28 protein-coding genes are annotated in these 26,488 nt (G+C 54.4%); 9 read left to right on the forward strand and 19 right to left on the reverse strand.

The window, feature by feature from the left end; genetic code table 11:
• Positions 1–4: 4 nt before the first annotated feature.
• Entirely contained in the window at positions 5–475 is a 471-nt protein-coding gene (locus tag AC07N4_RS04350; protein WP_007950541.1) for a hypothetical protein, read from the reverse strand.
• A gap of 406 nt (positions 476–881) precedes the next feature.
• Between AC07N4_RS04350 and AC07N4_RS04355 the strand changes: the two genes are divergently transcribed.
• Entirely contained in the window at positions 882–1,130 is a 249-nt protein-coding gene (locus AC07N4_RS04355) for a hypothetical protein (protein ID WP_102620897.1), read from the forward strand.
• A gap of 6 nt (positions 1,131–1,136) precedes the next feature.
• Here AC07N4_RS04355 and AC07N4_RS04360 read toward each other — a convergent pair whose 3' ends face one another.
• The 4 genes from AC07N4_RS04360 to AC07N4_RS04375 form a co-directional block, all read right to left on the reverse strand.
• A complete protein-coding gene (locus AC07N4_RS04360) occupies positions 1,137–1,340 on the reverse strand; it encodes a hypothetical protein (RefSeq protein ID WP_096820153.1) in 204 nt (67 codons plus the stop codon).
• A gap of 113 nt (positions 1,341–1,453) precedes the next feature.
• Positions 1,454–3,058, reverse strand: coding sequence for a methyl-accepting chemotaxis protein (locus AC07N4_RS04365; protein ID WP_493065037.1), 1,605 nt, complete (start codon positions 3,056–3,058; stop codon positions 1,454–1,456).
• A gap of 228 nt (positions 3,059–3,286) precedes the next feature.
• Positions 3,287–3,691: a TraR/DksA family transcriptional regulator gene (locus AC07N4_RS04370; protein ID WP_007935965.1), complete on the reverse strand. Its 405-nt coding sequence runs from the start codon at positions 3,689–3,691 to the stop codon at positions 3,287–3,289.
• Between the two features lie 454 nt (positions 3,692–4,145).
• Positions 4,146–5,402: a hypothetical protein gene (locus AC07N4_RS04375; RefSeq protein ID WP_493065038.1), complete on the reverse strand. Its 1,257-nt coding sequence runs from the start codon at positions 5,400–5,402 to the stop codon at positions 4,146–4,148.
• Between the two features lie 354 nt (positions 5,403–5,756).
• On the opposite strand from AC07N4_RS04375, the gene AC07N4_RS04380 reads away from it, so the two are divergent.
• Together AC07N4_RS04380 and AC07N4_RS04385 are read left to right on the forward strand one after the other, a co-directional pair.
• Complete coding sequence (locus AC07N4_RS04380) at positions 5,757–6,362, forward strand: glutathione S-transferase (protein ID WP_493065039.1); 606 nt, start codon at positions 5,757–5,759, stop codon at positions 6,360–6,362.
• Between the two features lie 2 nt (positions 6,363–6,364).
• Complete coding sequence (locus AC07N4_RS04385; RefSeq protein ID WP_493065040.1) at positions 6,365–7,471, forward strand: DNA alkylation repair protein; 1,107 nt, start codon at positions 6,365–6,367, stop codon at positions 7,469–7,471.
• A 401-nt stretch (positions 7,472–7,872) separates the two neighbouring features.
• Here the strand turns inward: AC07N4_RS04385 and AC07N4_RS04390 are convergent, their stop codons facing one another.
• Genes AC07N4_RS04390 through AC07N4_RS04400 form a run of 3 tightly spaced genes read right to left on the reverse strand, consistent with a single transcriptional unit; the run spans position 7,873 to position 10,962 of the window.
• Positions 7,873–8,736 (reverse strand): hypothetical protein, encoded by an 864-nt coding sequence (locus AC07N4_RS04390; protein WP_102650852.1) that lies wholly within the window; start codon positions 8,734–8,736, stop codon positions 7,873–7,875.
• A gap of 13 nt (positions 8,737–8,749) precedes the next feature.
• Positions 8,750–9,670: a hypothetical protein gene (locus tag AC07N4_RS04395; RefSeq protein WP_146013088.1), complete on the reverse strand. Its 921-nt coding sequence runs from the start codon at positions 9,668–9,670 to the stop codon at positions 8,750–8,752.
• Positions 9,667–10,962, reverse strand: a complete 1,296-nt coding sequence (locus AC07N4_RS04400) for an anti-phage deoxyguanosine triphosphatase (protein ID WP_102622042.1) — start codon at positions 10,960–10,962, stop codon at positions 9,667–9,669. Before AC07N4_RS04400 ends, AC07N4_RS04395 begins: the two co-directional genes overlap by 4 nt.
• Before the next feature lie 555 nt (positions 10,963–11,517).
• Here AC07N4_RS04400 and AC07N4_RS04405 point away from each other — a divergent pair.
• Positions 11,518–11,874 (forward strand): hypothetical protein, encoded by a 357-nt coding sequence (locus tag AC07N4_RS04405; protein WP_102622043.1) that lies wholly within the window; start codon positions 11,518–11,520, stop codon positions 11,872–11,874.
• Between the two features lie 65 nt (positions 11,875–11,939).
• Here AC07N4_RS04405 and AC07N4_RS04410 read toward each other — a convergent pair whose 3' ends face one another.
• The 4 genes from AC07N4_RS04410 to AC07N4_RS04425 form a co-directional block, all read right to left on the reverse strand.
• Positions 11,940–12,302 carry a DUF6124 family protein gene (locus tag AC07N4_RS04410; RefSeq protein WP_102622044.1) on the reverse strand — a complete coding sequence of 121 codons (363 nt, stop codon included), beginning with the start codon at positions 12,300–12,302 and terminating at the stop codon, positions 11,940–11,942.
• A gap of 418 nt (positions 12,303–12,720) precedes the next feature.
• Positions 12,721–13,050 carry an antibiotic biosynthesis monooxygenase family protein gene (locus AC07N4_RS04415; RefSeq protein WP_102622045.1) on the reverse strand — a complete coding sequence of 110 codons (330 nt, stop codon included), beginning with the start codon at positions 13,048–13,050 and terminating at the stop codon, positions 12,721–12,723.
• Positions 13,047–14,042, reverse strand: coding sequence for a zinc-dependent alcohol dehydrogenase family protein (locus AC07N4_RS04420; protein ID WP_493065041.1), 996 nt, complete (start codon positions 14,040–14,042; stop codon positions 13,047–13,049). Before AC07N4_RS04420 ends, AC07N4_RS04415 begins: the two co-directional genes overlap by 4 nt.
• Positions 14,043–14,105: 63 nt before the next feature.
• Positions 14,106–14,408, reverse strand: a complete 303-nt coding sequence (locus AC07N4_RS04425) for an ArsR/SmtB family transcription factor (protein WP_007950555.1) — start codon at positions 14,406–14,408, stop codon at positions 14,106–14,108.
• A 581-nt stretch (positions 14,409–14,989) separates the two neighbouring features.
• Here AC07N4_RS04425 and AC07N4_RS04430 point away from each other — a divergent pair.
• The 3 genes from AC07N4_RS04430 to AC07N4_RS04440 all read left to right on the forward strand — a co-directional run bounded on the left by AC07N4_RS04430 (position 14,990) and on the right by AC07N4_RS04440 (position 17,553).
• Positions 14,990–15,403 carry a hypothetical protein gene (locus AC07N4_RS04430; protein ID WP_102622047.1) on the forward strand — a complete coding sequence of 138 codons (414 nt, stop codon included), beginning with the start codon at positions 14,990–14,992 and terminating at the stop codon, positions 15,401–15,403.
• 473 nt (positions 15,404–15,876) lie between these two features.
• The gene (locus AC07N4_RS04435; RefSeq protein ID WP_493065042.1) at positions 15,877–16,980 is read left to right on the forward strand and encodes a hypothetical protein; all 1,104 of its coding nucleotides are present in this window, start codon (positions 15,877–15,879) and stop codon (positions 16,978–16,980) included.
• A 3-nt stretch (positions 16,981–16,983) separates the two neighbouring features.
• Positions 16,984–17,553, forward strand: coding sequence for a LemA family protein (locus AC07N4_RS04440; RefSeq protein ID WP_493065043.1), 570 nt, complete (start codon positions 16,984–16,986; stop codon positions 17,551–17,553).
• A gap of 224 nt (positions 17,554–17,777) precedes the next feature.
• Here AC07N4_RS04440 and AC07N4_RS04445 read toward each other — a convergent pair whose 3' ends face one another.
• Positions 17,778–18,848: a hypothetical protein gene (locus AC07N4_RS04445; RefSeq protein ID WP_102622093.1), complete on the reverse strand. Its 1,071-nt coding sequence runs from the start codon at positions 18,846–18,848 to the stop codon at positions 17,778–17,780.
• Positions 18,849–19,183: 335 nt separating this feature from the next.
• Here AC07N4_RS04445 and AC07N4_RS04450 point away from each other — a divergent pair, with 335 nt between their 5' ends.
• Positions 19,184–19,636, forward strand: coding sequence for a GNAT family acetyltransferase (locus tag AC07N4_RS04450; protein ID WP_102622050.1), 453 nt, complete (start codon positions 19,184–19,186; stop codon positions 19,634–19,636).
• A gap of 95 nt (positions 19,637–19,731) precedes the next feature.
• Here the strand turns inward: AC07N4_RS04450 and AC07N4_RS04455 are convergent, their stop codons facing one another.
• From AC07N4_RS04455 to AC07N4_RS04480, 6 genes are all read right to left on the reverse strand, one after another.
• Positions 19,732–20,970, reverse strand: coding sequence for a DUF2599 domain-containing protein (locus AC07N4_RS04455; protein WP_096820164.1), 1,239 nt, complete (start codon positions 20,968–20,970; stop codon positions 19,732–19,734).
• A 66-nt stretch (positions 20,971–21,036) separates the two neighbouring features.
• On the reverse strand, positions 21,037–22,725 hold the full coding sequence (locus AC07N4_RS04460; protein WP_493065044.1) for a DUF2599 domain-containing protein: 1,689 nt from the start codon (positions 22,723–22,725) through the stop codon (positions 21,037–21,039).
• 85 nt (positions 22,726–22,810) lie between these two features.
• A complete protein-coding gene (locus tag AC07N4_RS04465) occupies positions 22,811–23,296 on the reverse strand; it encodes a GNAT family N-acetyltransferase (RefSeq protein ID WP_493065045.1) in 486 nt (161 codons plus the stop codon).
• 13 nt (positions 23,297–23,309) lie between these two features.
• A complete protein-coding gene (locus tag AC07N4_RS04470) occupies positions 23,310–23,525 on the reverse strand; it encodes a DUF4287 domain-containing protein (RefSeq protein WP_102622053.1) in 216 nt (71 codons plus the stop codon).
• A gap of 104 nt (positions 23,526–23,629) precedes the next feature.
• Positions 23,630–24,499 (reverse strand): tetratricopeptide repeat protein, encoded by an 870-nt coding sequence (locus tag AC07N4_RS04475; RefSeq protein ID WP_493065046.1) that lies wholly within the window; start codon positions 24,497–24,499, stop codon positions 23,630–23,632.
• A gap of 70 nt (positions 24,500–24,569) precedes the next feature.
• Positions 24,570–25,820: an MFS transporter gene (locus tag AC07N4_RS04480; RefSeq protein ID WP_493065047.1), complete on the reverse strand. Its 1,251-nt coding sequence runs from the start codon at positions 25,818–25,820 to the stop codon at positions 24,570–24,572.
• Between the two features lie 252 nt (positions 25,821–26,072).
• On the opposite strand from AC07N4_RS04480, the gene AC07N4_RS04485 reads away from it, so the two are divergent.
• Complete coding sequence (locus AC07N4_RS04485) at positions 26,073–26,477, forward strand: carbohydrate-binding module family 20 domain-containing protein (RefSeq protein ID WP_493065048.1); 405 nt, start codon at positions 26,073–26,075, stop codon at positions 26,475–26,477.
• Positions 26,478–26,488: the final 11 nt, after the last annotated feature.

Below are 26,488 nucleotides of genomic sequence, written 5' to 3' on the forward strand. Positions count from 1 at the left end.
CCCGTCACTCGCTGGCCTTGAAGGTCACCAGCTCGCCCTTGCGCCACTTGGCAGCCTTGGCGGTGACAGCCTTGAGGGTCTTGGTCAGGCCTTCCTGCAGCTGCTCATTGGCGGCGAACACGGTGACCGCGCTATGGCCTTCCTTGAACACAATGGCATGGCCATCGGCCGTGGTGACGAAGGCATAGTCGCCCAGGCCGTACACGGTCATTTTGATCTCGCGAAAACGGATGTCCATCTTGCCGCCTTCACGGCTGGGCAATACCGAAGCGCTGAAATGGTCGCCGACCTTAAGCTTGAGGCCGGGCTTGTCGTCGACCACCAATGCGCTTTCGGTGTCGATTTCGGCAACGTAAATGCCTTCGGCGTTTTGCTCGGTGATGTAAACAAAACGCGATTGAAACTGCTTGACCAGCTTTGCCCGCAAATCACCCAGCACGAACAAAGCATGCATATCGAGGTTACTGACTGCCAAAGAAACATCCCCACACTTGAAAGAGTGCCGCACGCGAAAAACGCGCACGACAGTAAAAACGGCCAGGCCGATGGTGTTGCGCAATGACTCGAATAAAAGCCTGAACGAGCCAAGTGCTCATTCAACGCGAGGTTCACAAGACTACTGGAATGCCACTCGCGAAACCTGCAAAGACGTTCTCCAAATGTTGAAGGAAAACGCCTCACGGTCGGCCAGAGAAAACTGACTACGAACTTTAGGGAAAAAACTCACCAAGAAAAGCACTTTTCCGACATATCGCACGCAAAAAATTGCTTTAGATAACGTCATGCCGTCAACAGGTGTTGGCGATTCTAGAGCAGCGACGCTGCTCGCGACTACCCGCAACCGTCTGTAAATGCGGGTCAATCCATGAAAAGGACTTCATATGTGCACTTTGACCCACTTTGCCGTGGCCCACGAACCACCCTTTGTCTTGAATGGCCCAAGCCTGGGGACTGACTACGCACCGGAACGATGTGGCCGGGAGCCACTGTTTCAGGTGGTCCCGGCCGGCAACGCCTTTTTCCATATCAGGGAAAAGTCGACAGGTCGCGTCAGAGGTTTCCGTGAGGATCACAACGCAGCCTGTGCTCTCGCCCGCTCGCTGGAGTCACGGGCAGCACACGGCCATTAAGCGCAATCAGTGCAGGCTGTCAGCGGATTCGGCTCCCAACTGCGCAAGCCACGCAGCCCTGCACTCCTCCGCCTCGCCACGACTGGCGAACGCCGTGCCCCGGCGCTCGCCATTGAGCAGTACCACCCAGCAGACGCTTTGCCCCATCGCACGCAGCCCGGCCGGAACACCGCTGCCGATCATCACCGCGACATCGACTCTGCATTGCATGCTGACCTCCCGAATTCATTAGCAACCTAACTATGCAGGCATGTTAATGATTTCAATCAAGAGGAAAAAGCAACGCTCGTGCACAGCTTAATTGCAGTTCCGGCAACAATGCCTCACCGCGGGTTCTCTGGTTTGTACCCAAGTCGCAACCCGCCCCAGTGCCGCCCCTTGACCATGATCGGCACCGACAAGTCGTGCATCAGCTCGCCGGTATCGCGAGTGTATGTCTGCAACAGCACCGGTTGCTGATGGCTGCCACAGCGAATACCGGTGCGGTCGGCGAACTTGCGCTTGGTGCGGTTGTGCACGGTATCGGTCTGCACATCGCCGGTCAGCGGTTGGCTGAACGCCTGGTTGTGGGTCGGTACATAACCTTGCTGCGTGCAGGCGATGGCGAACACCAGACCTTCATGACGCGGCAACAGTGGCTCCTGAATCGCCGGCAGTACCTGATCGGTGTAGCGGTCGAAACGAGTCTGGAACTTGGCAGGCTGAGTGTTCGGGATCGGCTGGTACTGGCGGTCGAACAAGTCATCAAGGCTGATCCGACCCTGTTCGACATCGGCCTCGAAACGCGCGGCAATCTGCCCCGCACCTTCACGGGCCAGGTCGTAGATGCGCTGGTGATAGTCATCCAGACCGACTTCGGCGAGGCGCTCGCTGATGGTTTCCGCCTGCCCCTCCATCTGCACCGCCGCCTCGGCCAGGCGCCGGGTCTGCTGATCGCTGATCGCCAGGTCGCTGCGCATCTGCTCGATGGCGGTGAACAGGCTGTCGAGTTGCTCGCGATTGGTCTCGGCACCGCGGGCGATTTCGCCGACCTGAGTTTCAACCCCGGCAGCCAGTCGCGCGATGTTTTCCAGGTGCTGGCCGGTGTGTTCGACCTGCTCGACACCGGTGTGCAAATCGTCGGAGAGCTGGCGGATCTGCTCCACCACCTGCGCCGTGCGTTGCTGGATGTCGGCGACCATCTCACCCACTTCACCGGTGGCCGTCGCCGTACGAGCCGCCAGACCGCGCACCTCATCCGCCACCACCGCAAAGCCGCGCCCATGCTCGCCGGCCCGGGCCGCTTCGATGGCGGCGTTCAATGCCAGTAAGTTGGTCTGACTGGCAATGGACTGAATAACCAGCGTCACACGCTGGATGTCGTCGCTGCGCTGACTCAAGGCTTCGATAAGTTCACGACTGGCATTGGCGCGCTGACTGAGTTGATGCATGCGCGAAATAGAATCGACCAGTTCGGTCCGCCCCGCCGCGCTGCTGTGATGAGCTTCACTGGCAGCGCCCAGCGCTTCGCGACTGAGTTGGGAAGTGGCTTGTTCGGTGGCGATCATGACTTCGGCGTTGTTGACGATCTGCGCGGCGGCGTCGAGTTGCGATTGCAGCTTGCCGGCCAGTTCCTTGACGGAAAACGCCACGCCGGCGGCTGACAGCGCGTTATGACTGGTGGTGTAGGAAAGGTCGCGAGTCAGCTCGGACATCGCATTGCTGCTATCGACCGGTTGCGCATCGGGGACCGCTCGGGAGCGCAGGCGCGGCAGCCAGACGATCAGTACCGCCAGCGGCATGCCCACGTATAACGGCCATTCGCCCAGAGTCATCCCGGCCAGCAACAGCATCAGGGCGATGCTTTGCAGGGTCGGCGTCAACCAGCGATTCTTCGGCAAAACAACTGGTGCAGGCAGAGCCGCAACCAGAGATCCATCTCTCGTCATTTCGTTACCCCACGCTTGTTCTCATTGTTGTGGCTGCATTAAACGCCACTACAAGGCCATTATCCATGGTCCGTTAGTCGTGGGTCTGTGGCAGGTCAATGGAACGGTGCGGGGATTTCCGGCAGACGAGAAAAAGCAAAGATCGCAGCCTTCTGCCGCTTTAAATAAGAGCTGCAGAAGGCTGCGATCTTTTCGCGACGACCCACACTGAAGGGGTCGCCTCAGGAATCAGGCCTGACGCTGGTGCTTGTCGATCTGCTCGTGACGCTCTTGAGCTTCGATGCAGTACTTGGTGGTCGGGCTGATCAGCAGGCGTTTCAGGCCGATAGGCTCGCCGCTGTCGTCGCACCAGCCAAAGCTGTCTTCCTTGATACGCTCAAGGGCTTGTTCCAGTTGCGGCAGCATGCGCTGGTCGCGATCGATCGCGTTTACCAGCCAGGTGCGCTCTTCCTCCACCGAGGCGGCGTCCGCCGGATCAGCCGGGGTGTCCAGGCTCTCGATGGCAATACGGTTCTGCTCAATGCGCTCATGGGTTTCGACTTTCATGTTCTGCAACAGCTCGCTGAAGAAAGCGTGTTGCTCGGCATTCATGTAGTCATCTGCCGGCATGGCCAGCAACTTGTCCTTTGTCATTGATATCTCTATAAAAAAACGTGCATTAAGGCGAATTAGGGAGCGTTCCGGCGAACCGCCTGCGGTCATCGGAAAGGCATCGTTTATTGCAAACGCCACCCGGCACTCAATTTACGAAGGGGCGGCAGTCTAAGGCCCGTTTGAGGCCTCAGCAACTGTAAATACAGGGAATTTGTCCGACAAAGCCCGGAAAGTGCTCTGACACAGGCTTCACGGCGGTCATCGGAGTGCGTTTATAGCAAGAAATTCAGTCGAACGGATGTATATAGAAGACAAACGGCGGATGGCCGCGGCGGTTTGTCGCATTTTTCAGCCTTGAAGCGCTGTGCGGAGCATCGCTCACGCCGCAAGGTCAAGATTAAAGACTCAGGAGACTCACGAACAAACGGGATTCGAAAACTGAGCCTGTCGATTGGTCTTGTACTTGGCGACAGGCTTCGCGAATGGTTGAAAATCAACGTTGATCTTGAGTCGTCGAGAGCGACTGCGAAGACTGTTCAGACGATTGCTGCTTGCCCTTCTTCCGAGTGTCAACGACCGCTGAAGTCGGAACGATTTCCACCGATCTCAGCATGAGGGCGGGGCTCTTAAGGGCACCCAACGACTCAATGCTGTAGTTGATTCCGCGGTATCCAATCGCTACCGGCTGGGCAAACGACTGACGAAAAGTCACGCCCATCGCGGAGGATTTGACCACGGCGCCAGTCACTCCGGGCAAGTCCGGTGCAACTTGAGTAACCTGCTGACGCAACTGCGTGTTCACCTGCGCCAGCTGGGCTTCCACTTTATCGACTTCGGCTTGTTCGGGCGCGCTCACCGCGGCGGTATTACCTTCCGTTTTCGGCTGATCGGCCTTTTTCCCAGCGCTTGCTCGAAGTTGGGTCAGTTGCGCTTCCAGACTCTTTTTCCGATCACTCAGGTCGGACATGGCCAGGGTCAAGGCGGAAAACGTTGCGCCCTTCCCCTCCCCCGAGGAAACGGTCACATCAATGGATCTCGCAAGATAAACATCGGTCACGAGCACCAGAGCCGCGGACAGATCGTCGGTGCTTTTGTTGCCGGCCTGTAACGACTCGGCGGCCTCTCGCATCATCTTGCGATCGGCATCGCTGTAGCGTTTCGGTGCCTCCACATCGAACTTGCGCCTGGCCTCCAGATAAGTGACGCCGTAGGTCTCCGCCGCTGGAACCGAGTAAGACACGCTGTATTGCGAGCGGCGCCCGCCGCCGAACAATGCCGCAAAAGCACTACCGGTGGCGTTAGCGCCCACCTCGTTTTCAGCCAATGAGGCAAAGGTAAAACCGGGAAACGCCACCTGGCTGTTGATCACCCTGTCACGAATCTTCAATGGCAACACTTTGGCGGTCTTGACCTTGTCAGTGCCCGAGCCACTTTCTTCATTGTCGGAGGATTGGAACATGATCGTCGGCGCCGACCGGTATAACTCCTCGCTCAGATCAATGTGATCGATACGTACCGACCCCAACACATAATCGGCTGGATCAAACTTCTGTCCTTTGGCGACGGCGCGGGCAATGAAGACATCGCCCACCTCAAACTGAGAGCGAGGCGGATAAATCGCGCGAATCCCTAACTGCTCAGTGTTCGCCGTCCAGTTTTGCGCCACTACACCTGGCGCGGGCTTCGAACTGCCACAACCGGTCAATGCCACCCCTACCAGGCAAACAATCCAATGTCTGGAACGCTTCATGCGATACCACTCCTGCAGTTTCAAAAAGCCTGACCCGGCGCATCGCTTGCGCACGGGTCTGCACCTCAACGATTTCGGGAACATGGATTAGAGAGAAGCCAGAGAGACGAGTGCGGAATCAGAAGACCTGAACTCGTTCGAACTTTCCATCCATGGTCGATGCTGGCACTTTGCACTATTCCTGCGCCAAAACCACGCGCAAGATCGATATTTCCCGACGCAGCACCTCTGTTTGAATTCTGTGTCGCTCACCTCATGCAAAAATGAGATACAGGCAAGTAGTCAGTCCACAGGCTTTGCCGCTAAATTCGTCATCCATCGATACAACATGTTGTCTATCCCAGGGAGCTGCACATGAAACTGATCGGAATGCTCGACTCACCCTACGTGCGCCGCGTGGCGATTTCCGCCAAGTGCCTGGGGATCGAACTAGAACACGACCCGGTGTCGGTGTTCCGCCATTTCGAGCGTTTCCAGCAGATCAACCCGGTGGTCAAGGCGCCGACCCTGGTCCTCGACGACGGTGAAGTGCTGATCGACTCGACGCTGATCCTCGATTACCTCGAAGCCCTGTCCGGCAAAACCCTGCTGCCCGAAGACCTCACCCAACGGGTAAAAGCCCTGCGCCTGATCGGTCTAGGCCTCGCCGCCTGCGAAAAAGCCGTGCAGCTCTACTACGAACGCAACCTGCGCCCGGCCGACATTCAATACCAGCCGTGGGTCGAACGCGTCGAAGGCCAACTCGCCGCCGCTTTCACAGCACTGGAACACGAACTCGGAAAACACCCACTGCCCACCGATGGCAACATCCAACAGGACGGCATCACCCTCGCCGTCGCCTGGAGCTTCACCGGTCTCGTCGTCCCCGACCAGATCGACGCCCAACGCTTCCCGCGCATCGCCCAATACACCGCGTACGCCGAAGGCCTCCAAGCGTTCATCAGCACTCCGATGACCTGATCATGAGCACAACCGAAACCGCCGCCCCGGCCCTGAAAGAAATCTTCAACGCCGAACGCCTGCAACACATCGCCACAGAAATGAGCGCCGTGTACCCGGCGTTCAAGGCCAAGGCGTTTCTGAAGCACGCCAACGACGGCCTCGCCGACCTCTCCGTCATGCAACGCATGGCCCGCGTCAGCGAAAGCCTGCACGCCGTGCTGCCACTGGACTACGAAGATTCCCTCGCCGTACTACGTGAACTCGCCCCGCGCCTGAACAGCGGCTTCGTCAGCATGAGCCTGCCGCACTACGTCGCAAGCTACGGCGCGCACGCGTTCGACACCTCGATGGAGGCCCTGAAGTACTTCACCACCTTCGGCTCCTCCGAATTCGCCATCCGCCACTTCCTGCGCCACGACCTGGAGCGCTCGCTGGAACTGATGCACGATTGGGCACGAGACAAAAACCACCACGTCCGAAGACTCGCCAGCGAAGGCAGCCGCCCTCGCCTGCCATGGTCGTTTCGCCTGGAACCGGTACAGGCTGATCCGCGCCTGGCCGCCGGGATACTTGATCGGTTGAAGGCGGACGAGAGTTTGTACGTGCGCAAGTCCGTGGCGAATCATTTGAATGACGTGACCAAGGAACATCCGGAGTGGGTGCTGGATACGGTTGAGGGGTGGTCGCTGGAGAGCAAGCACACGGCGTGGATTGCCAAGCATGCGTTGCGGAGCTTGATCAAGCAGGGGGATTTGCGGGCGCTCACTGTTATTGGTGCGGGGGCGAAGGCTGAGGTTGAGTTGCTGGATGTGAAGGTTGAACCGGCGGTTGTGCGGCTTGGGGAGACGATTACTTTGTCGTTTACTGTGCGGTCGTTGGTGCCGGTGGAACAGCGGTTGGTGATTGATTATGCGATTGACTATGTGAAGGCGAATGGCGGGACTTCGACCAAGGTTTTCAAGCTGAAGACGTTGGTGTTGACGGGATTTGGGAGTGAGGTTGTGGTGCGGCGGCAGGTGATTAAGGATTTCACTACGAGGAAGCATTATGCGGGGGGGCATGTGGTGCATGTGATGGTTAATGGAAAGGGAATAACAAGTACCGCATTCAATGTAGTTATTGAATAACACTTAAAATCATGCCAGACGCGAACTTCAACTTAAAAGTCTTCTCCGATCAGCGACCAAAACTGACCAGCCCAAAAATCAATAGCCAGAAAACAAAAAATATAGAAACTCAACCTTTGAGCATGACCCATTCCGAATATAAAAACTCCAGCTCACAAATAACAGAACCTTATTAAATCAATACAAAAGAGAAAATATCATCATAAAAAAGGAATGTTACGATCGCAACAACCTGCAGGAATCAGGCCTACGTGAAATTTCACAACAACACAAAGACTAAACAAAAAACAATGAAAACCCATAAACCAAACCAACACGTAAGGGGCGTATCTATTGAAATATATACCGCCCCAACGGATATCATTTAGCCTCTTCTCAAACCCACTAATTAATTTCTACCATCAAGCGCGAACTGTACCATTAGTCAGATAAGAAATAAATCTATCATAGTAAAAACCATCACACTCACCCACCCACTGCCTTAGACGCTCACTTGCAAAATTTCCCGCAAGTAATGACTCACGCGTACAATCATTAACAACCGACAACTCAGACAGCTCCTTAATTATCTTTTCTTTATCCGGACATTGGTAACTTCTTTTTATTACTCTTTTACCCGTCAGTCGCTGAACCTCAACCGAAAGTTCCTCCCCCCTATACACACAGGCATCCACGAGTATGTAAATCGCGTCAGAAAAACTGAGAATCTCACTATCCACCGCACAATTAAACTCTGGAGATTTAGAATTATTCCGACCAAACCTAATATTTAATTCACGCTCAAACGCTATATTCCTTCTTTGGTTAACATTTTGCGTTTGATTTGCATCAGCAAACTGAAATATCTTTTCAAAATCTTGGGAGTCTTTTAAGCATTCATTATCTCTATCGAAATCACGAGCACCGGCAGATCTCAGTGTGATTGACAAATCAGTAACCGACCTCAAAATGTTAGGTTTCATTACAATTTGAATTGGTCCATAAGGATTAGGTTGCGATCTTGTTTCCGGCTTAGCAAATTGCCGACCAAAATCCGAAAAATTACCAAATACCTTATCCCAAACCTTGTTCTCTTTATCAATCGCGTCCGTATCAAAAACCGTGAAATCGAGACCACTATTAAGCAGCTTATTGCGAGATGGAACACCTCCCAACTTTACATAAGATCTAAAATCCTTAAGCTGACAAGCATGAAACAAATTAGCGCCCCGCGCTTCCAAAACCCTAACAATCTTCTCTACTTCATTCGCATCTGTAATTGCCATAGCTCACTCCTTGCTAAATTAGGCTGCCTTGATTTTTCATTATTTTGTTGTATCTATCAAAAGAACCATCCAACTCCTCAGCAATAGCTAAACCTTTAGAAAATAATAGCTCATGTAAAAAAACGCACGCATCAGACCAGATAGCCTCAGCCCTCCCCTCTCCCAACCCCTCACTCTCGAACCTCCACTTTTTTTCTTTTTCCCACCACCAAGAAAATTGGAGATTTTCGCACTTTGCACTTTCTAAATAAAACTGAACCCATCCTAGCCCTCCTTTATCCAAGCTGAATTTTTCGGCGCATTTCAATAGCGATCTTTTGCCTAAAGAAGTATGTTTATCTATAGCAACCCAATAAGGAAAGAACGCAGAATTTGACGACTCATTCATCACTATTTGCGGAACATCTCCAATAATAGATAAATATGCACTCGCCAGCGTAAAAGCTTTATCCCATGGCCACCCCGCCATTTTAAAACCACTTTCTGCATTAGCTAAAAACTTTAAATCTTTACTATCCATCTGATTTTTTTTCACCCAGGACCAAAAATCATCAGGTCGCCTTATTGCTTCCGCCACAATTTTAATATGCTTACTATTTATGTCATCTCCTACAATTACACTCTCGACTCCTTTTGATAACTCATAAGCCAAGCTACCCAAGCCTGCTGCGTTTTTGTTTTTCGAGCAGCTCGCCAAATCCATATATTGTTTTATTAGCACTTCTTCATTAGTCGTAAACGTGAGCTCACCCAAATACATCCACGATTCTTCACAAGCGATGACCCCAAGTCTGTTTCTAAGCCAAGTTGCTTCTCCTTTCTGTAAAAGGTGAACCACAACTTTTTCTACGACTGATACAGCCCCTCGCCGCACAGCCTTCTGCAATAAAGACCTACAAACCTGGTTATCTGTAACAGCTCTAATACTTTTCATAGGCGATCAAATATAGAACCAGAGGACGGAGTAAAAATTTTATGATAAAGCCGTGTAGCATAATCATCAGTGGTACCAGACAGATAATCACAAACCACTCGCAAGTTGAACCCAGACTCTCTAAAACGCTCCCTATATTTCAATGGCAAAAGGCGATCTGGATTATTAGCAATAGCTTCAAACAAATCCATTATCATCTGCTGCCCCTTATATTCCAGCGTTTGAACCTCTGGAATTGATATTACATTTTTACGTATAAACCCTTGAAGGAGATCTAAACTGGCTCTAGCCTCAGCATCAATTGCCGCTGAGTAATCGTATATCGAATCAGAGAACAACCCAGATCCGGAGACAGTTGAAGCCGTTATGAAGTGATTAACCAATTCACCGATGGCCTTTTTTCGACGCCTATTAACACCTGAAAACAGATCCAACGTTAAATCATCAATTTTACTTTCTAAACTATACTTCCCCAAAGAACTTTTTATCGGCTCTACAACTTCCAAACCCCACGAGCCTATCGTTACCAACCCCAATGCTATTGCATCTTCTAAGTCATGGACTCCATAGGCAATATCATCAGCAATCTCCATAATACTGCAGTCGAGAGACTTATACTTTGTTTTACTATGCTTACCTTCAAAACTATCAAGTGACGAAAACAACTGCCGCTCACTTAAACCTAGGCCCTTTAAAATCCAATCAAGCGATGAGACACCAGAGTCAAATACACATTTTGGAGGCTTATAGCCATCGATGTTTTTTCGCCCCCCAGCACTATAAGCCTTTAAATTCACCACTTCACTGTAAGTTGCCGGATACTTTAGGACGCCTAGTAACGATCTCCTAGTGAGATTCAACCCAGCTTGATCCGAGTACTCACCCAATTCCGTACATACTCTGAGAGTTTGAGCATTCCCCTCAAAACCACCACTTTCCCTCATTGAATAATTCAATGCAACTTCGCCTCCATGCCCGAATGGAGGATGTCCAATATCATGCGCCAGACCTATGGTCTCTATCAACTCCTTGGAAGGCAAAAACTTTGTCTTACCTACCTCATCTCTATGCTTGTAACTTAAAAACTCCACAAGCCCACTACCAAGTTGCGCAACTTCTAAGGAATGGGTCAGCCGAGTTCTATAAAAATCACTCTCCCCAAGGCCAAGAACTTGGGTTTTACCTTGTAGTCGACGAAAAAAAGCAGAATGAATTACCCTTGCCCTGTCGCGAGCATACTGGTCTCTATCGAAGTTATCGTTACCAATATTCTCAATTCGTTCTTCCCACATGCGCCCTCCTAACAGTACACGATACTAAAGTTGTATTGACACAGCCCTTACATTTGCGCCCCACAGCAAAATTGACGCGCAGCTCATAATTAATAATGGCTTTTAGCCACAAACACAAGCAGTTTGGAAAGGCGGAGGCGACCAGAACCGATTTTTTCGAGCACAGATTCCATTCATCACTGAAATAAAAACGGTGACTATTTCCTTTGCACGTCCCAATGATTACAACTACCACGTAGAACACCAAACCTATCGATATAACGCTTAGCCGTTTCACTGACATTTATAAACATAACGCCCTTCGTTTTTGCCCGGAGGGTCGACACTAATGGCTCAATTTCAGCTTGTGTCCTTGCGACTTTCTTAGCCTGATAGCATGAGCCTATTTCCCAAGCCCCACGAAATAATGAGACAGATTTAATTTTTTTGAATTTTCAAGCGTTCAGAGCCCGGTAAAGCACCGGATTTTTGACTACTACCCCCTCCCTTTGCCAACAATGGTGGCGCCGAGCCACGAATGCTAAGGTTCAGCCTCAAAACCAGGGACGACACCTCGTGCACAAACAATGTCTGGCAGCAGCAGTAACCTTCGCCATCAGCTTTTCCGCTCTTGCCTCTCCCGTGCCGCAGGAAGAGCTAGAAGAGTGCCAACGTATAGAAAACTCGGCCAAACAGGTCATGAAAACCAGACAGCAAGGCGTGCCCATGGCTTCGGTGTTGGAACTGGCCGAAGCGACAGGTAAGCAGAACGAGTATGTGGGTGAGGTGTTCAAGTCGTTGATCCGCGAGGCGTACGAGATTCCTCAATACTCAAGCGAGAATTTGCAGCAGAAAGCGATCAGCGATTTCCATTCCAATTTCTACAAGGCTTGCATCGTGACGGCGGAAAAGAGAGCAAACGCCAACGGCTGAGCTCAAAACAAAAAAGGGAGCAGATTCAGGTAGTGAATCTGCTCCCTTTTTACTGAAGGACAGCCTTAAGTCTTCAGTTCGACGTTATCCAACGCCTGATTCACCGCCAATTCCCCGAGCATCACAATCTGCGCAATCCCTATCGCAGTCTTACGGTGAGCGGGCTCCAGCGTGGCCGCAAAGTTGTTGAGCATTTCGCTGGCCGAACCGAGAGATTCGCTGGCGTTGGCGAGCAGTGATTCGATGTCGTACGCCGGATTGGCCAGGTACATCGGATCGTGTTTGTGGTGACTCCCCATGACCCGTTGCTGCGGAGTGAGGTAATGATCGAGCGCGCGTTCGGCGGCCTCGTTCAAGGTTCGGGAGTCGGGGAATTTATAGGGGGAAACCGGATCGGTTTCCGGGGGATTCGGTGTTGGTTTGATCATGGTGAAACTCCTGATTCTTCAATAGGAGCTACCAGCATCACTTGCAGATGATGGGTGGCAGCCATGTGCGGGTCTGCAAGACCGGGAAACCAGGCACCCGGCAGACCCGAGGGTCTCCCGCACAAAGCCGCCATTGAGCGGACGCGAACGAGCGTCCTTTTGGCAGGCTGTGCGACTGGTTTTCCGGCGGGCTTGCAGACCCGATCACTGATTGGCAGTAACGGGAATCAAGTTACGGTCGGGGGTCCAGACGCACAAGCCGGCGGATTCTGTCTTAGGTGTAGGGGACGGCGCAAGGCGCTGTGGGCATCCGGGTGTGACTGTAGGACTGGTTTAAACAACCAATGCGCACCGCGTTTAACTCCGGACAAAAGCCGGACTGTCACCCAGTCCGGCGCCCTCATCACAAAAGCATGTTTCAGTTTCCGGGCCAAAGCGCCCCATCACCTTCACCAGCACTAAAACCCGCCCCCTCAATGTGATAAACCTGCGGCTCCTCCGAAAAATACCCCTCCAGCCCCAACATAAAGACCCTGTGATCCTCCCCCGCCTCAAAATCCGTATGAGCCTCAAGCGATTCCCACCGCACAATCAAGTTGAACCGCTCCGGCGTTTCAATACCCTGCGCAAGCATGTGCCCGCCGTACCCCTTTGCCCGGCGTAGCAAAGACGCAACCTGGCCAAATGCACGCCGGAACTCATCAACACGTTCTGCGTGAACAGGCAACAAAGCGATCTCATAAATCATGACGCATCCCCCACAGAACCCGCCCGAAGCGCCGGCTCGACCGCAATCGCAATTTTCCCCTGAAGACCATTGTTGGGACTTTCCAACCGAGCATGGGCCAGCGGAATCTCCGCAAGCGAATACACCGCGCCAACATGTGGCCGCAGTTGACCGCGTTCCACCAGGGCACTCAATTCATCGAGCTTGCCGCGATTCTGGCGAGTAAAAACGAAGTGATAGCTCGCGTTCTTGCCCCAGGCCTGAACCAGGTTTTGTGGCCGGGCGATGTCGACGATCGAGACCACGCGGCCAAGTTGTGCGAGGGCGTCGGGGCTGCGCGACAGGGTGTCGCCGCCGATGGTGTCGAACACCACGTCCACTCCGAGGCCATTGGTTTCTCGCAGGATGGCGTCGACGTAGTCTTCCTTTTCGTAGTCGATGACCACATCGGCGCCCATGCGGCGGACGAACTCGGCGTTTGCTTCGCGCGCGGTGGTGAACACTTTGGCGCCCATCGCTTTGGCGAGCTGAATGGCGACGTGTCCGACGCCTCCTGCGCCGCCGTGGATCAGAATGCTCTCCCCCACTCTGAGCGCCGCCCGCACGATCAGGGCTTCCCATGCCGTCCCGCCCACCAGGCTCAGACTGGCCGCTTCGAGATGGCTCAGCGAGCGCGGCTTTTTGCCGATGATGCTGGCGGACGCCACGTGGTATTCGGCATAGCTGCCGGGGCCATCGAAGATTTGCGGCGTGTACCAGACTTCGTCGCCCGGTGCGAAAGCCGTCACGCCCGGGCCAACCGCTTCGACTACGCCGGAGATGTCATGTCCGGTGATGGCCGGCAGTTGTACCAGGTCGGGATAGTCGCCGCGTCGGACCTGGTAATCCAGCGGATTGATCGAGGTGGCGTGTACCCGGACCAGCACTTGCCCCGCTTCCGGCACGGGCTTGGGTACGTCGCAGAGTGTGAACGATTCCGGGTTGCCAAATGATTCAAGCAGCATCGCTTTCATGGTAAGTCCTCGTATCGATAATAAGGGATATCGAGATATCTCGATATAATGCGGTAAATTTTTTTACAGCTCTTTCCCTATGACCTCGGCCAAAGCGCTGATGTTGGCTTCATTGCGCTTGTAGTAGGTCCACTGACCGATGCGCCTGACTTCAACCAGGCCCACGCGCTGCAGCGTTGCAAGATAACCGGACACCGTTGACTGCGAGAGTCCGATGCCCTCTTGAATACTGCTCACACACACGCCCACCGTGTGAACGTCGCCCTCATCCTGCGGGGGGAAGTTCTTTACGGGGTCCTTCAAGCCTTTCAGGATTTCAAGCCGTACCGGGTTTGAGAGTGCTTTGAATACTTCGATCAGGTCCATGCCGCGATAATATCGAGATTATTCGATATGTCAATACGCTGTTTGACCAACGGAAAACAAACCGGTCTGCCGACACCCACGGCATCGGCAGACCGAATCTCACCGCGAAAAACCTCAGTACGGATTACACCACTGCGCAGCGCCGTTGAATAACGTGATCAGACGTCTGCCGGTTGAACCCACAGTCAATATCGGCCGCCTCTGCGTGAAGACAATCGGCCATTAGCAGACGTTCGCGAGTGGTTGTTTACAAGCCAAATCGGACAGCATCGTAACCAGCGCGCCTCACCCTGGCCGAAAACGTAACCTCGCGAAACGCTCACGTTGTGTCGGCTAAAAAATAAGCTCACGTGACGGAAACTTAATTAGGGTCGTAAAGTCTGTATAGATAATGGCAGCTTGCCACCTCCATTAGCTCCAATGTGATGTGCAAAACAGCCTTTCTCTCTAGTCTTATTCAAGGAGTTCGAGGAACCAAACCACTGCATTTCCTCTTGCATACCAAAAATTCAAACTCCACACAGCCGCGTGAAAACCACTTACTTTACTTACTATCTCGATAGCTCTCACAAGGAACCGCCATGAATCTGAAAGTTGTCCTGCTGGGTTCGATCTTGTTCGCCTCACCGGTATATCAAGCCATTGCTGAAACTTGCAGCGCCAACTCGACCGGCGGTTACAACTGCACATATGATGATGGTACAACCTCTATTAGCACTAGCAACAGCTTGGGAGGACTGAATACCTTCTATAGCGATGGCCGAACTTCAACAAGCAGTCCGAACATTAATGGCGGACAATCTGTTCGTTACAGTGATGGCAGCACGTCACAAAGTAGCTCCAACCAGATGGGTGGGCAAAACACCACCTACAGCGATGGCCGTACATCTCAAAGCACTTCAAACATAAACGGAGGGCAGGATACTTATTACAGCGACGGCCACATCACACGGAGTACCCCGAATCAAATGGGCGGGCTTGATACAAGAAACTAAAGAATATATTTTGTGGACGAGTCGGCTGTGGGGTCTGAATTCATAAACCTCTACTAAAGGGTGGGGGAACGCCCCTTCGGGACCCAGCGGGCGCAAGAGTGGCGTTGCAGTATTGAGAAAGTTCGCCCTTGCCCCCTGGGACTGGCCGTAACCAGTTGCTCATGACTGACCGCTTTCGGCCAGAACCAATATTGTCCACTTTTTTTTCAAAATTACTGAGAGATTATGAATAGAGTCAAATCCTCAATCTGGGCCATTGCTCCCGCACCAGGCATCCATGAATCACCCGCTCTTCCCATTGAATCCGAAAACCTTACACTCGCCGACTTCAAGCCTTTGAACGAAAGCATTGCGGTCGTGTGTTTTACCGGTTTCATTGACCACCGTCCTGTGCCTACGGGGGACGCGGGACCAACATGCCATCCCAATGTTTCTGTGAGTCATCTACCTTGCTCTCGTTGATGGATGTCTACATGCCCAACACATCGCAGAACGCGCGATTAAATAAGTTGCTGGCCGTCAGCGAAGCCAGCCTTGACAGGGCTAGATCCAAGGAAGACCTATTGGGGGTGATCCGTGAGTTCGCCATGTACAATGGCCCGCTCAAGTTCAATTACACACGCGCATGGTGGTTTTTTGGCACTGGCATGTTATTGATTGCGAGCACTGTGGCCCTTTATGGGTATCTGGATTCCCGTAACGTCGCTTCTTTTTTTTACCGGCTGCAAATTGATCCCGTCTTGTTCGGCATGGGCTCTGGCTTGCTTGGCATCGTGTCTGCCATTTGGAGTCTGCTATGGATGAAATCCAAATCTGATCGCTTGCCTGCACTCAGTAGCAAAATTGCTCGACGGTCATCCTACTTCCACAACGGATTGACTCACCTGCAAGAAGACTCGAGCTTGACCCTCAAAAAGCTGGATGCGCAGTTTAGTGATTACTGGCGGGGCAACTACAGCCGCGAGTTGATCGATTCGATGCAGGGTGTATTTACCGGCACGCTCCGCAACCTCCCTTACGAGTACCACCGGCTGCACTACATCAACAAACGAACGGAGAAAACCACTGTTACCGACGACCAGGGAAAAACAAAAACGGAGACTCGAGTGATTTATGACCATTACGACAGGTACAGTCTGGTCATCGACTTTCCATGGGTCACCGGGGTATCGGTCAGATCTGATGATCAGTCAGAGAACGACTATCCGTGCCGCATGGACACCGCTTCTCCGGATTTTAATAAAGCGTTCCGTTTGACGGGTGGCAGCGAGATGCTCTGTGCGAAATTCATCAAGCCTTCGACGGTGCTCCACTTGCTGAAGCTGTTCAACATTCTCCATCGTCCGAACCTGGAGTTCGCCGACAGTGGAAAGCTCTGCCTGAGCTTCGCGGATAGCGACCTGCTCGCGTTCGGTACTCAATTTTCGCTGTCTTCACCCAACGAGTTTTACGCAGAAATTTCTGCTGGTGTCGATCTGCCACGCCTGATGTCTGCGCTCCAATGGAGCCATGCACTCAGTGAGCTGCACGACGACAACTTTACCTCCTCTCTCCCAAAAAACCGCCAAGAGAAGTAAGACATGGACATCCCACTCGCCCTCTCCGCCATTATCGCTGCAGTCATAATCGTGACGGGCTTCGTCATCTACAACGGCATTATCGGGGGGCACAATCGAGTACAACGTGCCTGGGCGGACGTCCTCGTTTACGAACGCCAGAAGACGAAGATTCTCGATCAACTGCAAAAGGTGCTCGCAGACTTCATGGTCTTTGAGGCCAGCCTCCTCGAAAAAATAGCCAGCCTTCGCAGCGCCGTAAAAAGCCTTCCTGCCGGAGCGGACGGCAATGCCCTCGCGACCGTTGAAACCGCCACGAAGGCGCTGATGGGTGGCTTGCACATCGCGTTTGAGGCTTACCCCGATCTGAAAGCATCGGAAGCGGCGAACAACATGATGCGTGAAATTGCCGAACAGCAAGAGAATGTCGGCGCGGCCATCACCATTTACAACCGGAACGTCGAGCTGTTCAACAACTCCATCGAAATGTTCCCTGGCTCGGTCATCAATGGCCTGTTCAACAAGAAATCTCCGGTTACGCCGTTCTCCGATAGCGAAGCTTCGCAAGGTTTCTCTTACACCCCGAATCTCTGACCCGCGTGATGCTCTGATCGTCCATAAGGGTGATGGACGATCAGAGCGGCTCCCCCTAAAAATGGGGCCTGATTTATTTTCTCCGCCTGTCTGCTGTAGCCGTTGCACCGCCGGCGCTGGAAAATCCGCTGGTATTTTGCGCTCCACGCCGTATCGCAAGATGAATCTTTACGGCACCGTGCAGCAGAACAATCTGGAATGAATTGGGACTAGCCATCAAGCCATCATTCAAGAATCAACTCGGAGCGGAAAATGTCCCCGATTTGCAGCGTCGCGGTTTTGTCGTCATCGTCAATAATGTTTGTTCCCATCATATCGATCCAATGATTACGGGATGGGTCGACCAATGTCTCGATGGTAGGTTGCTCTCGGAGCAGATCGAGTGCATCCAGATTGATACCTTGTCTTACGGTAACTTTTGAAATCGCAGCGCCTTGAATATAGATGGGTCTCGGCAATTGAAAAGCAACCTCTCGACCTCGATAGCGATCATCGAAAAGGTGATGCCTTGAGGTACTTTCCAGCAGCTCTTCTCGTGCGCGCCGGTCTCGATCCATCAGGTACTCGACGCGTTTCTTATCCGCTTTTCCTTTCGAGGGAGGCATGGCCTGTGGTTTGCCGAACGGTGCCGCTAGCGCCTCTGCGGCAACCTCGAAGCCTGTCGACCGAAGCAATTTGGCCATTACGCCACGGGTTGCGGCATCCTTGGCAAACTCCATTTCACTTTCGGCAATTGTTACAGGATCGTCTGGGACTGGATCAATGATCATCAGGTGACTCGGATTGCCATCTTCAATTCCGATGCTGAGACCTGAGACCAACCGTTGGCCTGTGTGCCCGGGCGGGAATATGATCGAGAGTTTCTGGGATATGCCCGAATTGATTTGACGATCCCTGAAAGCCTCGCCCGATTGAGTACCCTTGCATTCCATGATGTGCCAGTTGCCATCGCGGTCTCGTGCCACAAAATCAGGTGTCTTGTTCGGCCCTCGCTTTGCGGTGCGATGTTGGTGTGCGCCATGACTCGCACCATAGCGCTGCAAAAAATAACGACCATCAACAATCTCTGCCAATGGCAAATGCCTCATAAGCCAGACCATCGGCACTCCCATTCCGAAGTCATCGCTCAGGATGGTTTTCTGGTGCGCATCAAGATCTGCATAGCTTCTTGTCAAACGCAGGTCTGCATCATGGGGGGTGATCGCTGCCAGATACCTTACCCACGCCCAGAATTCTGCGAGTGAAACGCCAGTGACAGAAGTCGGTGTTGTCAGGTAGCCGATCGTCAATAACATCGAGTTGATGTTCAGATTGAAACTGCTGGCGCCGGCAGTGAACGCAGACGGAAAATCTGGAATCTTGCCGGCACCAGGCCAACTGGCCTCATCGACATGAACGTTGATCGTACGGTACATCGCGGGTGATCGTCCTTGAAAAAATGGACGCCGATCTTAGCCGTGGTCGACGAAAACTGTCGACCGGTACTGATCAGCTTCGTGTTGGCATCAATATCAGTCGGGGACATCAACGATGAATACTCAGCGAGCGTCCCCTGACGGCCAAAAAGAGAAAGTAGACATTCCCTACCCCAAGACGCTAGCGTCAGTCCCTTCATTTCGAGGGCTACACCATGGATGCTATTGCCGAATACTCAGATGAGCACCATCGCCGCGGTGTCGTGGAACTCTGGGAAACCGTTTTCGGTTACGAAACCGCGCATAACACTCCCGGCCTTGCTATCGACAAGAAACTGGCTGTTGAGGACGGTCTCTTTTTTGTAGCGTTGGCAGGACATGACGTTATCGGTACCGTTCTCGCGGGATACGACGGTCATCGTGGCTGGCTCTACTCGGTTGCGGTGCACCCGGCACATCGTAGAAATGGCCTGGGCGCGAGACTTGTGCACCACGCCGAGGTCGCCTTGACCGTGCGTGGCTGCATGAAAATCAACCTGCAAATCGTCAGCACAAATGAAGGCGTCAAAAACTTTTACGAATCTCTGGGGTACTCGACCGAACCGCGCATCAGCATGGGGAAAAAGATCGAGTCGAATATAGTGATGCCTGAAGAGAAGCGCTGCTGAGTGCCCTCTGATCTGATGAGCAAGGGACAGCTGCTCACAATCCTGCCTGCCGATACCCAAGGCATCGGCAGACAGGGCTCCACCACTCAACAACCTCAGTAAGGATTACACCGCTGAGCCACCGCCGTCGCCTGATCCACATACGGCCGCGCTGGCTCAAGATTCCACTCAGGCTTGTTCCTCACAGGCTTGCCATCGAACGATGCGGCCAGATGACAGACCAGCTGGCGGCGCAATGACCCGCCATTGACGCTGTACATCCGCCATTGCTCGTCGTCTTTGTGTTTGTTGTACAGCTCGGCAAACATCCGGTCGGTCTGGTCATCCTTGATCGCACGCCCGCAAGCAGTCGGCACGACTTGCAGTGACCAGGTCTTCGGCCCGAGTTTCGGGTCGTCGCGTTGGGCCCAGGTGCTGGATTCGATGTACTTGTCGCAGAACTGTTGGGCCGGTGGCGCCGCGGTCTGGATGCACGAGAACGTAGCCTTGCTGGTCGGCGTTTTTGGGAAGTCGATCTTGACGATGTTGCGGTCCTTGCCGGTCTTGGCCTTATAGTCGCGCTGGTTGGCCAGGGCGTCGTTCAAACCCCGTGAATCGCTGTAGAAAAAGGCCAGGATCGGCAACTCATCAGTCTTCGGATTGCCCAGGCGCAACTCGGTCTGGGTCTGGAATTCACGGGTGTTGATGACGCGTCTGGCACCCATGAAGTTCTGGAACGCGTTGACCCGATCCTGGCTGCTCATCGGGTTGCGCATGTTGAAGCCGCATTGCAACTGGTCCTGCTTGCGGTCGTTGTTGAACTTGGTGAAGTGCGCGACCCAGGCGTTGACGTTGGTGATCGGCGGGGCCATGGACTGGCAGACTGCCTCGGTCTGACTGGTGTTCTTGTTGTTACCGCAGCCACGGTCGTCGCGAAAATCGGTCCAGGCATCGTTGGGGAATGCGCAGTAAACGTGCACCGGATTTTCCGGGTCACGCACCATGTCGACCGGGGTGATGATGTAGCCGTTCTGGGTGCTCATGCCGGGGTCTTCGTAGCTGATGCCATCGGCCCGCATGTAGGACGCGGCAAACGTGCCCAGCTCGACCGCTTTGGGGCTTGGGTTCCAGACATCCCACTTCTGCCCTTTTGCCGGATCGGCACGGTGAGTGCCGCGAATCAGCAATCCCGAACAGTCTGACGCCGGGTCTTTGCCGCAACTGGCGGTGGTGTTGTTGTACAAGCTTTCAACGCGCTTCAGCGTGTCTTCGCAGGACTCGGCATTGGCCGACGTCGCGTGCAGAAACAACGGAACCGCAAGTAGTGGGACGATCCTGCTCCAGCGTTCTTTCATGACGTGTTTCTCCCTGATTGTTCTTCTCGTCTTCCCTGTTCAATGACGTCCGGTACCCGGCGGGGCTTAGCGCGTAACCGGATTGCACCCCGCCGCACGGGTCTCGCTGTCCGAAAGCGCAGGCCGGAACGGCTCAAGATTCCACGGTGTCTTGGCGCGGTAATTCACCAGTACGCAGTTCAATTGCAGGCGCATGCTGCCGGCGGATTTCTCGTTGTCGCGCCAGTTGCCATCGGCGCCCTTGAGGGCGAACAACTGCTGGTACAGAGCATCGATTTGGTCGTTGGGCAAAGCGCGTCCGGCCGCCGTTGGCACGACACTCAAGGTCCATTCGTCCTGACGGGTGCCCGGGTCGTAGCGTTTGACCCAGTCGGCGGAAGCGATGTACTGCGGTGCCTTGACCGGCAGCGGGTTGCAACCGGCCTTGGCGGCTTCCTGAGGGGTGACGACGGGGCGGAACGGTTCCAGATTCCACTCGGTCTTGCCCGGGTAGTTCTGCACCAGACAACTGAGTTGCTGACGCATGCTGCCGGGTGATTTTTCGTTGTCGCGCCACTGACTGTCGGCCCCGCGCAGCGCGAACAATTCCTTGTACAACGCCTCCTGGTCGCTGGCCTGAATCGCCTTGCCCTGAGCGGTGGGCGTGACGTTGAGCGTCCATTCGTTCTTGCCGGTGCCGGGGTCGTGGCGCTCGACCCAATTGGCTGAAGCAATATAGCGAGATGTCACCGGTGCAGGCTGGCCGTTGCCGGCGGTCGTCAGATCAATCGCCTGATCCGCCGCGACATAACTGAAGCGCTGCTCCGGCGGCTTGGTGAAATCCAGCCGCAGGATCGGCACGCTGTAACCCTGGGCCTGAAGTTTCTTCTGGAAATTGCGCGCACTGTTCAGGCCGTCTTCCGGTTTGGGTGGCGCCTGATCGCCGCGAGTGGCGAAGTTCTGGGTGCTGTTGACGTTGTAGATGAAGGCGTCGATGTACTTCATGTTTTCGCTGCCATCGTTGGTGGCCGAGGCATTCTTCAACATGAATTCGTTGACCTGTGCGCTGAAGGCAAAGGGGTCTTTGTTGGTGGTGTTCACCCGCGATTCGTGGACACGGATCATCGCATTCCAGTCGCTGGGTTTCTCCGCGTTCCAGGAACACTGGCCGTACTGGATCGGTCCTTTCATCAGCCCGGTGTACTTGTTGGTCCACTGCTCGGCAGTGCTCACCCCGGCCTCCGCGCAGGTGCCATAAGCCAGCGCGGCGTTCTTGTTGTTCATGGTTCCCTGTGCGGCGCGCGGCGGTTCACGGCTGTCGAAGAAGCCACAGCCATACCACTTGCGCTCGGGCCCGGTGCCGCCATCGAACGCGTAGATGCAGGTGAAGCCTTGCTCCTTGACCGGCAGTTGCAGCGCAGCTGCATCGGTGGGATTGCGCAGGATGAAACCGGCCGGGTGAATGAGGATGCGCGTGCTCAGATCCTTGCGAATCCACGAGTAGGACGTCGCACCGATCTTGATCGCGTAAGGGCTGTAGTCCCAAGGGTTGAACGGCCCGTCGTTGACCATGCGCAACGTCACGCCACTGCAGTAGTAATGCCCGCGAGCGGCGCCGGTGTCGGGCTCCTGGCATGCATCCTTGAGGGTGTTGTAGTTGCGGTTGATGCGGTTCAGGGTTTCCAGCGGATCCAGGGGTGGCTGGGCAGCCACGGCGCTGAATGCCAGGGGCAAAAACAGACTCAGGATAAAAGGCGAACGAACGGCTGCGCGCATAACCGACACTCCTTGTCGTGCGAGATGACACTTCCATGAAAAGCAGCGTAGTTAGCACAACCCTGACGGTCAAACCGATAGTGGATCAAGCCGCACTTCTGCTGCGCCTCATATGAATCAACGCCGTCCGCCCACCTCCCGGCGAAGCGCGTTCCTCGATATCAAACGGCACAAACCCGAGCGTCGGATACAGCAGCAATCCCGCCGTGTTTTCGTTGAAACAGGACAACTGCACCTCTTTGGCCTCCCAGCGCTCGAAGGCCAGTTCAGTCATGGTCTCGACGATAAACCGGGCCACGCCTTTGCCCCGGGCACTCGGTGCCACGATCACATTGCCGATGCAGCAAATACCCTGGCGCTCGGCGCGATAGAAGTTGGCGAACCCGACCACCACGTCATCCACCTCGAAAACCGTAGAGTCGAAGCGCTGACTGATCGCGGCGTTCATCTGCGCTTCCGTCAACGGAAATTCCGCCTTCGGGAACATGAAATACAGCTCCTGAACGCCTTGCGGAAAACCGCAAATGGTTTTGACGTCGTCAGCCTTCACCGGCCTGTGGTTCAAGTTCATGGCTGCCCTGCCCTCACTTTTTGCCGCTTGCCAGATGATGGGCGACCAGCGCGTTCGCATGCCCGTGGCCCATGCCGTGCTCGGTTTTGAGCCAGGTGACCAGTTCCATGTGTTTTTTGTCGGTGATACTGGCGAGAAGCTTCAGCCAGTGATCGATGGGCTGGCCGTACTTCTTTTCGATTGAAGGAAAGTAGGATGCCGGGCCTTTCACTTTTGCGTCTTCGCTCATGCTGCAAGCTCCCTGAGATCACGACGGAGTGTCGGATAACGCTCCTTGTCGTCGAGCGATAGATTGGACGCCAAACGCTGGCCCGGCAAGTGCACCCGTTTGTCTCAGTTCAAACCTGCCCTGACGGAAAGTTTTGATGACCAGGACTCTTGTCTAGCCTTCATTATCGGCTCGGCGGGGAAGCGGTAATTGCCAAAGGCCTCGAGCACGGCTTGATCGACAGCGGCGTTTCCCGAACTCTCGACCAATATGATTTCGGGCACCAGCGAGCCGGGTTTGCCTTTGATTTCCAGCGTGACGGGTTTACTGGCGGAACCAGGTTTGATCTGTTTCTTAAGGGCAAACTCCATGTCGCCCACCGTTCCGGAGAGGCTGTTGCCGGTACTCTCATACCAGATTGTGTTGTAGCGCTCGACCTGCTCGGCCGTCATGGCCAGACCTTGAGCACGAACTCGCTGAACGCCTTCCCATGGGGTGTCGCCGACGTATCGGCTGGCATTCAGGTAATGCGTCATTGCACCGGACAGATCCTGTGGGCCACCTCTGCCCTCTTCCATCAAGCGCGCCAGCCGGGCATCACTGTACGCACTGCCAGGTTGCACTCGCTGATACAACCGTCGCGCTTCACTAGCGTCTGCCACTTGACCGCTGCCCTCTTCCGCCATGCGCGCGAGCTGCTCGTAACCAGCGGCATCGTCGGCAGCAACGGACTCATAAAGGGCTTTGGCCTTGCCCATGTCTTGCGGCAGCCCACGGCCAAACTCATACAGTACGCCAAGCGCAATCTGGCATTGCGGATTGCCGTTGTCGCTGGCCTCGCGGATGTATTCGACCCAGTCTCTGGAGATGTCTTTTGTCGTGGCGAATATCCGGCATCGCATGCCGGTCAAGCTCTGTTCCTGGGGTGTTGGCGGGGTGGTTTTACAGCCTGCGACGAGGGTCACCAGAGCCAATAAAGCAACAGCCTTGTTCATGGAGTCTGTCCGTTGAAAGTATGCGAACTCCATCGGCCGCTTTTTTGAGAAATTGAACCCGGATCAGAGATCAGGGTACGACGGCACTCGGCTGCCGGGTTGATTCAACACCAGACCGCTGCACTGTCTCCGGCACCGCCACCCAAAGCAGCACCAGCGCCGCCATCGCCACCGCCGCCAATGTCAAAAACGCAGCGCTGTACCCCGCCTCCTGAACCACAATTCCCGCCAGGCTATTGCTCAACGCCGCGCCCAGACCGAACACCGTCGAAATCGCTCCCAGGCTGACATTGAAATGCCCGGTTCCCAGCGTCAGGTCTTTCACCACCACCGGAAACAGCGCGCCGAAAATCCCGGCGCCGATGCCATCGAGCAATTGCACCGACACCAGCCACCATGGATCGTTGGACAGCACATACAACACGCCACGCAAGGGCAGGATCAGGAACCCCGCCAACAGCAACGGCTTGCGCCCCCACAGATCAGCCTTTGCGCCCACCAGCAACGCGACCGGCACCATCACCATTTGCGCCGCCACGATGCAGGCCGAGGTGAGCGGCGTGGCCATCTGCAGATTGGCTTGCGCCAGTTTCTGACTCACCAGCGGCAACATCGCCGCGTTCGCCAGATGAAACAGCGCACAGCAAATCGCGAACATCAGCAGCGGTCTGTTGGTGAGCAACACGGAAAGCCCCGAAGGCTGCTTGCCCTGCCCCGTTTCGCTGGGTGAAAGACCTCGGGCGAGATCGTGATCAATGGCATCGGCCGATACGAACGAGACGGCAATCACGCTGGCCAGCGCCATGACCGCCATCAAATAAAATACGGCAACCGGGCCGAACAGGTACGCAGACAAACCGGCCAGCAGCGCGGCGCAGGCGTTGCCGGCGTGGTTGAAGGTTTCGTTGCGCCCGGTTCTTCGCGTGAAGGCGCGAGGTCCAGTAATGCCGAGGGTGATCGCGCAGATGGCGGGGGCGAAGATTGAAGCGGCAACGGCACTGATGGCTTGCGTCAGCGCCACCAGACTGAATGACGTCACGAACGGCAGCAGCAGACAGCTTCCGGTCACCACCAGCGCGGCAATCGCGATCAGCGCTCGTTTGAAGCGTGTGCTGTCGACCAGCGCACCTGCCGGGGTTTGGGTGATGAGCGCAGCGATTCCGGCAATCGTCATGACCAGACCAATGCTCGCTGGCTCCCAGTGGTGAACCGCCAACAGATAAATCGCGAGATAAGGACCGAGCCCGTCACGCACGTCGGCGAGGAAGAAATTCAGGCTGTCGAGGGACAGGTTATTGCGGCGATCGAGGTGATTGGCCACGGGTAACGTCTTCGTTGTCGAGGTTCTGCGAGATGACTCAACCTCCGCAATTGAAATGACCTTTTGCGGGGGATTTAAGTTGCATGGAACGGCGGGGTGATCTTGCCCCAAAGGCAGCGCATTGCAGAAGAATTGACGAGAACCTGGTGACACTATCGCCAAGTGCTCTAAAGGACTGTCAGTTCTGTCAGGTTACTTGCCGTCTGGCCAGGTTTACGCTGGCCTCAACGACAGTAAATCGAGGCGTTCAACATGTTCCGGATTCGTCATTATGTGCCACAGGGTATTCTCTTGTTGGCGATGCTGAGTTTGATCAGTCACGCACAAAGCGCCGTTACGTTTACCTATTTTCTTCCTGTGGACTTTCAGTGCAACAACGGTGTGACAACGCCGGGCTACAGCGCCTACGTCGTCGGCAACCTACCGGAAATCGGCAATTGGGATGTGACCAAGGCAGTGAAACTGACCCCCTCTGCCTACCCGACATGGACCGGTCAGACCAAGTTCACCCTTTTAACTGAAAAGACCTCCGTGGAATGGAAATGCATCATCCGCAGTGAGACGAATCCATCGGACGTGAAACAGTGGCAGACCGGCGCCAATAACCAGGTGATCACCGTGTGGAGCCCTACACCCAAAAGCATTGGCACGTTCTGACGAATCGTTTC

It is taken from the genome of Pseudomonas sp. GW821-FHT09E04, assembly GCF_059416185.1.